The following is a 10,185-nucleotide window of genomic DNA, read 5'->3' on the forward strand; positions in this document are numbered from 1 at the left end:
CCCTTCTCCTAATCTTGCTCGGGATTTCTTAAATAATATCCTACCCCGCGGCGGGTGATCAGCCAAGTCGGGTGGCTCGGGCTATCTTCAATTTTTTCACGCAAACGACGTACGGTAACATCCACTGTACGCACATCGCCAAAATAATCGTAGCCCCAAACAGTCTGAAGTAAATGCTCCCGGGTCATAACCTGACCTAAATGCTTGGCCAAATAATGCAGTAATTCAAATTCACGATGAGTCAATTCGATTTTATCGCCACGTTTTGACACAATATAAGCATCGGGATGGATGGTTAAATCTCCAACTTCCAGTTCATTCGTTTCTTCTTCTTGAGCTTTTGCACTCACTGTTCCTTGACGTCGCAAATTCGCCTTCACTCTTGCCACTAGTTCACGATTAGAAAACGGCTTCGTCACATAATCGTCCGCTCCTAATTCCAATCCTAAAACCTTATCGATTTCTGAGTCCTTTGCAGTGACCATAATAATCGGCATGTCATACTTTTTTCTGACCTCGCGACAGACTTCCAGCCCATCGATCTTAGGCAGCATTAAATCCAGTAAGATCAAATCAGGTTCTACTTCTTCAACTTTTGCAATCGCTTCTTCGCCATCGTAGGCAGTAAAGACCTCATATCCTTCTTTGGTTAAATTAAATTTCACAATATCGGAAATCGGTTTTTCATCGTCTACAACTAAAATTTTTTTCATGATAGTTTCCTCCTCGTATCAAAGGACGTCTAAGCCATTATACCCTATTTCGTCAAAATATTAAACCTTTCCATTTAATGGATACACACCTTTTTTGCCTTATCTCAAATGACGCCAAATGAAAAGCTATCCGTTTGGTATTTCCCAAACGGACAGCTGTGATTATAAACTACTTAAAAACAGAGAGGGCTTCCCGATATAGGGCAAGTACAGTTCATGCATGGCCCGGGAACTGGCGGTGTACAAAATATTTAAGTCTAGCGGTGTCTGATACTCTTCCTCTGACACATCATGCACCACCACTCTGTCAAACTCTAATCCTTTGGCCAAATACACCGGCATGATTAACGTCTTCATAGAAAAGCTCATGCTGCCCCCATCTGCTACGAGGCGACTGTCACTGGCTCGATTCAACTTTTTAAATAAACTGACGGCTGTTTCACTGTCCTTCGTCAAAATCGCCTGACGGTAAGCGGTTGGGCGTTCTGCTATCAGTCGATCCAAATGACGCAAATAGCTTTCTTCATCAACAAATTTTTCTGCCTCTACATCTTTTCCGGGACGGTTGACCACTTCGATACCGCTTTTTTCTCCGCCGGCCAGATTTTTCATAAACTGACTGATAGGGCCGCTGGAACGATAGGATTTTTTCAGCTCGCGGAAAGTCACGTCAAAATCTACTGTTTCAAAAATCTCCTTAACTTTCTTAAACGTCGTCCCCTGATCAAATACAGATTGGAACCCATCTCCTACCAACGTAAAGTGTGCTTGATGGAAAATTTGAGCCAAAAAGTACAATTGTGTTTCACTGTAATCTTGAACCTCGTCAATAATCATATATTTGACTCGGCGTTCATCTCGTTTACGCAGCATCAAATAATTTAAATACGCAAATTCTGTCCCCTGATCCAATGTCAAAGGCGGCTGCAACTTTTGTCCGGTTGCTTGCTCATAATGTCCTTCCATATCCAGCCAAACATAACGATTGATGCGGCTGCGACTCTTTTGATGCCGTCTCGTTAATATCCGTAAAGCAATTTTTTCAATATTGACTTCTTCTTTCCCCTTCATACCTTTGGGGAAAAGCTGCTGGTACTCCTCATTAGATAAGCTTTGCACTTCGTCCCGCCAATAATCTTTGCGGCTTTCAGCGGTAATATACGACTGCAGACGGTCCGTCATTTTTTCACGGATAAATTCCAGCTGACGGTACATTTCAGTTTCTTGGGGCAGCATGGACAATTCATCGAATATCCACTGCTTAGAAATAAGAACTTTCCCATCATGGGTAATGTCTCGCAAAATCAGCTCATCAACTTTAAGGTTTTTCACATGCTTTTCGATTTTTTTCATCTGCGCCACACTGCTGGTGTAACCTTTTCTTTTCAGCTGATCTTCCAAGGAATCTACCGGCAACATTCTACCCTGATTTTTTATCAAGTCCCGATAGGTCATTTGCCTAGGATTTTTTTCTCCAAGGCTGGGAAGGACTTCCTCGATATACTTGCTAAACATCGGGTTCGGCGATAGCAGCAACACTTGTTCCGGCAGTAAATTCTCCCTGAACCTGTACAGTAAATAAGCAATTCTTTGCAGTATAGTTGAGGTCTTGCCGCTGCCTGCAATCCCCTCAATCAAAAGAACTTCACTTTGAGTATCGCGAATGATTTCATTTTGCTCCCGCTGGATGGTGCTGGTAATATCTTGCAGCTTGGCATTAGACTCCTCATTTAATACTTGAAGCAGCATCGGATCTTCTATCGCCGTAGACGTATCAAAAAAATCAATCAGCCGATTTTCTTCCACCTTCAATTGACGCCGATTCTTTAAATCTACGGGAATATTTCCCATGGGCGCCTCATAACTTGTCTGTCCCAAATTATTTTCATAGTAGAGATTTGCAATAGGAGAGCGCCAATCATAAATGTATTGATGATGTTCCTCATCACTAAAACCTGCCACTCCAATATAAAACTTCTCTATTTCCGCTTCGTCGGGATATAAAACATCGATTTTTGCAAAATAAGGGGTGGTCAACAATTGGGCTAAATTATGTTTTTGTTTTTCCAGCCACTCTCTTTTGTAGTTGATTTGCGCCAGTTCCTGATTTTTTTGTTCCACTTCGATCAATGACTCAAAACTATCTGAAACGGAGTCTGAACTCATACGTAAATCACTTGATAACTCTTGAACGAATTGTTTGGAGCTTTCATTTGTATCCTCAGCTTCGGCAACCACTTGCTTCTGGGTTGCCAGCAGTTTGTCATAGACAAAAGTTAAATATGCCTGCTCTGCTTGCCACTCTTTTTTATTTCCCATGAAACTCCCCCTAGTATTATTCATGACAAATAATTTTACGCATAGTTTTTGAAAAAGTCAACTGTTCCGGTTTTTTATTTATTCTAAATGAGAGGTTTAAATAACAAAAAAGGTTCCTTTCATGATAAGATAGGGGATGAAACAAGATTAAAAAGGGGTTTTCACATGAAAAAAAATTATTTATTAACATCACTTGTCGTCATAGGTTTGGGGATCACATTGCTCTTTCTATTTCAAAGCTTTCAATTAACGGGTAATAAACAATCCGCCCGGCTTTTTTTAGCTTTCGAAATGTTTTTAGGTGTAGGTTTATTGTTTGTGCCTGAAGTTTTAGCCAAATTTGTCGGCTACACCATACCCAATGCGTTAAAAATTCTATATTGGGCATTCATTTATTTTGCTGTTTTTATCGGGACAGGTTTTCACTACTATAATAAAATCAAGCTTTGGGATAAATTTCTCCACGCTTGGAGTGCGGCACTGCTGGTTGCTTTAGGGTTGGCACTGATTAGTCTCTTTTTCGAAAAAGAAGCACTGATCAAGATGTCTCCTCTCTTTATCGTGCTGTTCGGCTTTTTCTTCGCCTTATCTATCGGCGTCTTTTGGGAATTTTACGAGTTCACTTTTGATAGACTGCTTGGGATGAACATGCAGCGTTTTGCCACCAGCACCGGCGTTGACTTTAATGGCCGACAGGCACTGATGGACACCATGGGGGACCTATTCACTAATGCCTTAGGCGCCTTTCTATTTGCCCTTTACGCGTATATCAAATTAAAAAAAGAACCCCGCTGGATCGAAATCGTCTCATTCAGAAAAATTAAACGTCATAAGAGGACCGCTTAAACTAGCAGTCCTCTTTTTTTTCGATTTGACTCAACGAAAGAAACATTTTCACAAAATAGTCTGCAGGCCTCTTGGGCTTAACCACACGTTTGAAAAACTCAACAGTTCAACCAATGCTTTCAACTGTTAATCTAAGCAAATTGATAGTATAATGACACTTGATATTTTATTAAAGAACAATCTTTTTTGATAATTTTAGAGAGCAACATCTGTTTTGCAAAAACAGACTGCTTCCTTTGATTTCTCACTAGCATAGTCACAGACAAAGGACTTTTTCGAGAAATCCCGTCAAACGGAATCAAGAAGGACCCATGGCGGCATCTAAAACTATCGGAAAAAAATCTATTACTGGAGTGTCTATCATGTTCTGGAAGTTTATCAATGAACTTAAAAAACAATTTAAATATATGGACGGCATACTGATTGCTGTACTTATTGTGCTTTCCTTTACTCCCTATGTTGTTTTTGCTGTGTCCAACGGGTCCCAAGCATTCAAAAGTAATGAAACTTTAGCCATCGTCACAATCGACGGCAAAGAAGTTGATCAGTTCATTCTGTCCGAAAAAACAGCTCACAAGGAGAAAACATATTATCCTGACGATGACAAATATAATATCATCGAGCTTGAAGGAACAAAAATCCGAGTGAAAGAGGACAACAGTCCCGACCAGATTGCTGTTAAAACAAGCTGGATCGAAAAACCAGGACAGGTCAGTATCTGTCTGCCCCATCGCTTGATGATTGAGGTAAAAGGCATCTCGACAGATGAAGATGATATGATCATTTCTTATTAGACTCCTTTTCCTCAGCTAATATAAAAAACAGCGGCACGCTTTAAAGCGTGCTGCTGTTTTTGACTTTAATGCAACTCTCTCAGCATATGGTCGTATTTATGACCGCTGATTATCATTTCCCCTGCGTCCACAAATCCAAATCTCTGATATAATTTTTTCGCCTTTGGATTCGCCTTATCTACATTTAAACCAATTTTGTTTGTTTCTTCAATAAACTTCGGCAAAGCTGCCAGCAGTTTCCCTCCAACACCTTTTCCGCGCTGGTCGTCTCTCACTGCAATGCTATCAAGATACCATTGATTTTCGCCTGCTTCTTTATCGACGAACATCTTCTCATCTAAATCGATACCCAATTTAGCGAAAATATTTTTTAAAGGTGCATCGATGATACTTTCTTCCGTATCCAAATAGCCAAAAGCAACACCTACGACTTCTTCATTTTCAACTGCCACGATTGCCCGTTTATAATAATAACGAAATCCTTCAGAAACATAACCTTGCCGTAAGACTTCCAGCGTTGTTTCTTCACCGTACTTGAGCAAAAAATCCAATTCCATGTCTTTTAAAATCACCAAAATCAACGGTAACACTGTTTCTATATCTTTTTTTTCCGCACGTCTGATCATTTTTTTTAAACACTCCTTACAACTAACCAGTTTAACATCAAAAAAAAGAACTAGCAAACTAGTTCTTTTAAGTGTTTATAAAATTGAAAAATAAATTGTCCGTCTGCCAAAATTATTAGCTTCTTGATCACTGCCCATGAAAATATCTATGATATTTCCTCGAACCGCACCGCCAGTGTCTTCTGCTCGGTATACTCCGCTATATTGAGGCATACTTGGAACATCGATCCTGACTAAAGACCCTAATGGAATCACACTTGGATCGACTGCAATCGTTCTGAAAGGCGCAGGAACTGTTCCTGTCGCAGTTTTGTTGCCTGTCGCAGTATAAGCTGTTGCCTGTCCTTGACTAGCTGCTCCAGTATTTTCTTGGGGTACATTTTGTTCAGGAGCCGGCGGAACTTCTGTCACGCCCCCACTAGGTGCTTGATTGGAACCTGTCGCTCCTGTTGTTGAGGATGACGAAGACCCTTCAGCATTTTGAGGGTTTTTATTGACAGCCACTTGCTGCATTTCAACCTTCTTTTGTGCTTCCTGTGCTCGCTGTGTCTCTTCTTTTTGAGTACGCTCAGCGATTAATTGCTGTAATGATGCAGCGTTAGCATTAAACTTTTCTTTCAGTCCAGCCACCTGAACATCTAGACGTTCCTTCTCCAAGGATACCGCCACTTGCTGTTCTTCCAGCTCTTGTTGCGTACTTACTAAGGTTTCTTCCAAAGCTTCCAACCGCTCTTGATCTTCGTAAAGACTCTTAACCTTAGAATTTCCAGCATTTTGCAAGACTCTCATCGCAAACATCCGCGTAATGAAATCAGACACACTTTCCGCTTCCAAAACTGCTTGAAGAGAACCTGTTGCCGAACTGTCCAATTGCAATTCCTGTAATCTTTCAGCAGCCAAATCTTTACGCTTGTCTATGCTTATTTTAATTTCTTCAATTTCTTTTTCTGTTGCTTGTATCGTCGTCATGGACGTATTTAGCTTGTCTTCCAATTTAGCAAGTTCTTCATACTTACCATTGATTTCAGCAACTACTGTATTAATTTCAGCATCGATTTGTTCTGCACTTTCTTTCGCTGCGGATTCTTTCGATTTCAATTCTGACACAGATTCTGCCGAAGCTGAAACCGGAATAACTCCCAGGAATAGCACAAAGGCTGATAATAATACTACTATCTTCTTGACTCCCAACTGTTTACAACACCTTTCTCGTTTTACCGATACTTTCACTTATATTATTATACTCGTTAAATTCCCCAAGTGTATGACAAATTCTTTACATTATATTACGAAATGGTGTAATCTTAAAAGCACATAGCATCAATTTTAAAGGAGCAGGATAAAATGTCAACACAAATTTATTACGCCGCACCGTTATTTTCAAATATGGAAAAACAGTACAATAACTATCTGGTGGCAAAATTAAGAAAAAGATTTCCAGCCGAAACCTTTTATGTACCGCAGGAACAAGGAGATATCAACAATAAAAGTTTATACGCCGACTCAAAACAAATCGCCCTCTATGATACCAATGCTTTGTTATCTTCAAAGCTGATGGCAGCTGTTTTGGATGGCCCGGTTATAGATGTGGGTGTCGCTTCTGAAATCGGTATCGCATATCAAGCCGGCATCCCCATCGTTGGACTGTTCTCTGACAGCCGACAACAGGGAGCCGACAATCAAGAAAAACTTAACGCCTTGAAAGACGTGGCAGAATCCCAGTTTCCCTATGCTAATCTCTATACTATCGGTCTGGTAAAGCTGAATGGTTTTGTTTTAGCAACAGAAGAAGACTGGTTAGATAAAATTGACACATATTTGTAACATGGCGGAACTTTAACTGCCATAAAAATTAGACAGTTTTTCTAAGACAAGGAGCATTTCTTAACTATTCGTTAAAGAAAATTTCACTATTATATGTTTGCTTCTTCATAGTTTTTTCACATTTAAAGACTATATTATAGACATACCAATAAACAACCCTAACAAAACTTTTCATTATTTACTCCTCCAAAGTAAATAAAATCTCCTTTTCTCTTCCGGTCTCAACCGGGAGAGATTTTTTTATTCTTTAGTGACCGTTCTCCTGAAGCACCCAAGGATTAAACACGTAGGATGCCCAGCAGTTAAGGGTTATTATTTGAAATGAATGCTTTTAGGGACTACAATTAAGTTGAAGGAAAAAAATTCAAGGAGAGATGATCTATTATGGTACACAATTTGATGAAACGTGACTTTGATGACTTCATTCCAGACGATTTTTTTGGCAACTTTGGGAAAAATTTTTTTAAATCCTTCGCAGGCGACTCGGTGATGAAAACGGACATATCTGAAACTGATGAAGCATACACAGTGAACATCGACATGCCCGGTTTGAACAAAAAAGACATCAAGATTGATTTTAAGGATGACATCTTATCTGTTGATGCTAAACGGGAAGTTTCTACTGAAGAAAAAGACGAAAAGGGCAGTGTGATTCGAAGCGAAAGACATTATGGCTCCTTTAATAGAAGTTTCCATCTGCCTAATGTTAAACAAACTAAGGTAACAGCAAAATACGAAAATGGCGAACTGATCATAAAGCTTCCGAAAGAAGAAAAAACCAGCAGCGGCTCCAATATTTTAATCGACTAATATTAAAACCAGCGCAATGTGTAAACACTGCGCTGGTTTTTTATTATCCATGCAAAAATCACTTTTCTTTATGTTTAAAATAGTCTTCCTTTGTAAGGGCATAAAAGACCATATCGCTGGGCTTTCCTTTAACTATTGTGTGTTGAGGGAAAATCCCTACCTTTTTCATACCGATTTTTTCCATGACACGACCAGACTTAGGATTATCCAAATCGTGAATAGCGTAAGCCACATTAAGCTTTAAATGATTGAAAATAAGCCATAAAATTTTAGCAGCAGCTTCCGGCATGATACCTTTGCCCCAGAAATCTTGTGCCAACGTATAACCTATTTCGGCTTTTTTATTGTTTTTATCTAAGGCATTGATATCAATCGTCCCAATCATTCGACCGGTTTCTTTCCAAACAATCGCGTATTTCCCCAAAGTATTCGGAAGAAAATAAGTAGCGATCACTTCCTTTGTTCCTTGGAGGGATTGATGGGTATCAAATACATATTTTGTGACTTCTTCATCGGATGCGTAGCGATACATGTCTTCTGCGTCTTCCAACCTAATAGGTCGTAACAATAAGCGATTGGTCTCCATTTGCTGATATTCTGCTAAAATCAATTCTAAAACTAATTCTTTTTCTTTGCTCATCTAACCCGCCTCCTCTAATGTAGTGTCTTTCAGTTTATCACCTGTCTTCAAGCTCTACAAGTGCCGCACAGCTTTTCTTTCCTCACAGTCTGCTTATTGCTATATGTTCTTAAACTAAATATGGAAAAATTTATAATTGAGCTAATTTCATAATTATTAGCTCCTGACACATCAATATTTTAAAATTGCCAATTGTAAAATTAAGCTAGACAACTAAAAAAAGTCATTTGTGCTACACTCAAAATCGTTCTCTCTTCATTTGTTAGAATAGAACTTCAGGAAAATTGGATTACTAATAAGATAATTAGACAGGCTGAAGGGATAGTTTTCTCTGTATGTCACTGGACTAGATTTAATTTTTATTTTGATTCGTCTGACATTGTAATAGTCAATATATTCTTCAATCATTTTTTTAGTGAGTATAAGCTAAAAAATATCTCTCCATAATACATTTCCTGTTTCAAAATCCTAAAGAAATTTCCAACGGGTGAATTATCTAAACAATTTCTTTTTTGTTGCATACTTTGAAACATTCGATATTCTTTTAATATCTTGGTATAAGATTTCATCTGATATGTCCATCCTTGATTAGAATAGAAAGTGAGTCGTTAGAGACAATCTTACGTTTGTTCAATAGCTTCCCATTGTGCTTCTTAAGTAGCTTTTGCACTTTAGCTTTTCTGAAATTACGATAGGAAATAATTTCACCATTGAATAGAACCCTAAAAGAATTTAAACAGCGTGTCTTAATTAAAACGGCATCGTTGACTTGTTTCTCACAGTATTTGAATTCCATTGTACCAATCATCAGTTTTTAATGGGGAATAGATGCATAAAACCGGCGATATCTCATACTTCCATCATGAAATTCAAAATTTAGTGAATTTTATCCTCAATAAATTTATCTAGATTCTCTCTGTCAAAATATTTTTACCAATACATATAAATCGCTTTAGGAAAGTGAACAGTTGCCAAAAAAATGGTTAATTTGAATTCTTTTCACAGTGAATGAATAATTCGAGTTTCTCGTCCTTGAGTCTTTCTAGAATATCCAATCCCAAAGTCCGTAACTTTTTCTGAAAGCTAATTCTGTTCGAATTCTTTCTCTCTCGTTAAAAATTCGGCTTATTTTCTCTTTGATGTTATCTTTTTGCACATTGATGCCCTACTTTTCTTTTTGGGTTTTAGGCCATCAATACGAAGGCATCAAATTCTTTCTTCCACCTACTTACAATCTCCGTACTTGGAATATTAAGCTTGATTGTAACTTCTACAATGTCCAAACCACTCTGACAATGGCAGTTTAAGACATTCATCTTAAAATTCATAGGTTATACTTGCTTATTTTTCCTCTCTAATTCTTCAAAGCTCAATTGTTTAAATTTATGTACTTTTTTTTGACGCTTGTCTCTGATTTGATTCCATTTTTTTGCAAGAGAACATATTTCACCTTCTCGAGGAAGATAAGCTTGCGCTACTTGATATTTAATGCCTACTGAATAATTATATGATTTTTAAAAAGTATGGCTTTAATGTTTTTCAAGCTGAATCTTAGCGAATTGAAATTGTAAGCTAAAAAAAGGCGCAAAAAATCTGCCGTCAATTTTGACAAA

General features: G+C 38.3%; 11 protein-coding genes. 4 read left to right on the plus strand and 7 right to left on the minus strand.

Going from position 1 to position 10,185, the window contains the following annotated elements; all coding sequences use genetic code 11:
- Positions 1 to 8 precede the first annotated feature (8 nt).
- Both yycF and CBF29_RS02775 read right to left on the minus strand, forming a co-directional pair.
- Positions 9 to 713, minus strand: a complete 705-nt coding sequence (gene yycF, locus CBF29_RS02770; protein WP_126807051.1) for a response regulator YycF — start codon at positions 711 to 713, stop codon at positions 9 to 11.
- Positions 714 to 875: 162 nt separating this feature from the next.
- The gene (locus CBF29_RS02775) at positions 876 to 3,032 is read right to left on the minus strand and encodes a HelD family protein (protein ID WP_170169968.1); all 2,157 of its coding nucleotides are present in this window, start codon (positions 3,030 to 3,032) and stop codon (positions 876 to 878) included.
- Between the two features lie 165 nt (positions 3,033 to 3,197).
- On the opposite strand from CBF29_RS02775, the gene CBF29_RS02780 reads away from it, so the two are divergent.
- Entirely contained in the window at positions 3,198 to 3,878 is a 681-nt protein-coding gene (locus CBF29_RS02780; RefSeq protein ID WP_126807055.1) for a DUF2238 domain-containing protein, read from the plus strand.
- Between the two features lie 362 nt (positions 3,879 to 4,240).
- Entirely contained in the window at positions 4,241 to 4,672 is a 432-nt protein-coding gene (locus CBF29_RS02785; protein WP_126807100.1) for a NusG domain II-containing protein, read from the plus strand.
- A 65-nt stretch (positions 4,673 to 4,737) separates the two neighbouring features.
- On the opposite strand, the gene CBF29_RS02790 is transcribed toward CBF29_RS02785, so the two are convergent.
- Both CBF29_RS02790 and CBF29_RS02795 read right to left on the minus strand, forming a co-directional pair.
- Positions 4,738 to 5,298 carry a GNAT family N-acetyltransferase gene (locus CBF29_RS02790; RefSeq protein WP_126807057.1) on the minus strand — a complete coding sequence of 187 codons (561 nt, stop codon included), beginning with the start codon at positions 5,296 to 5,298 and terminating at the stop codon, positions 4,738 to 4,740.
- A 75-nt stretch (positions 5,299 to 5,373) separates the two neighbouring features.
- Positions 5,374 to 6,489, minus strand: a complete 1,116-nt coding sequence (locus CBF29_RS02795; protein ID WP_126807059.1) for a 3D domain-containing protein — start codon at positions 6,487 to 6,489, stop codon at positions 5,374 to 5,376.
- 153 nt (positions 6,490 to 6,642) lie between these two features.
- Between CBF29_RS02795 and CBF29_RS02800 the strand changes: the two genes are divergently transcribed.
- Together CBF29_RS02800 and CBF29_RS02805 are read left to right on the plus strand one after the other, a co-directional pair.
- A complete protein-coding gene (locus CBF29_RS02800) occupies positions 6,643 to 7,122 on the plus strand; it encodes a nucleoside 2-deoxyribosyltransferase (RefSeq protein ID WP_126807061.1) in 480 nt (159 codons plus the stop codon).
- A gap of 384 nt (positions 7,123 to 7,506) precedes the next feature.
- The gene (locus CBF29_RS02805; protein ID WP_126807063.1) at positions 7,507 to 7,932 is read left to right on the plus strand and encodes an Hsp20/alpha crystallin family protein; all 426 of its coding nucleotides are present in this window, start codon (positions 7,507 to 7,509) and stop codon (positions 7,930 to 7,932) included.
- Positions 7,933 to 7,990: 58 nt separating this feature from the next.
- Here the strand turns inward: CBF29_RS02805 and CBF29_RS02810 are convergent, their stop codons facing one another.
- From CBF29_RS02810 to CBF29_RS13700, 3 genes are all read right to left on the minus strand, one after another.
- Positions 7,991 to 8,572, minus strand: coding sequence for a GNAT family N-acetyltransferase (locus CBF29_RS02810; protein ID WP_126807065.1), 582 nt, complete (start codon positions 8,570 to 8,572; stop codon positions 7,991 to 7,993).
- Positions 8,573 to 8,827: 255 nt separating this feature from the next.
- Positions 8,828 to 8,980, minus strand: a complete 153-nt coding sequence (locus CBF29_RS14225) for an IS3 family transposase (protein ID WP_170169969.1) — start codon at positions 8,978 to 8,980, stop codon at positions 8,828 to 8,830.
- 776 nt (positions 8,981 to 9,756) lie between these two features.
- Positions 9,757 to 9,900, minus strand: coding sequence for a hypothetical protein (locus tag CBF29_RS13700; RefSeq protein ID WP_170169970.1), 144 nt, complete (start codon positions 9,898 to 9,900; stop codon positions 9,757 to 9,759).
- Between the last annotated feature and the right edge of the window lie 285 nt (positions 9,901 to 10,185).

It is taken from the genome of Vagococcus elongatus (assembly GCF_003987645.1).
Taxonomy (GTDB): Bacteria; Bacillota; Bacilli; order Lactobacillales; family Vagococcaceae; genus Vagococcus_A; species Vagococcus_A elongatus.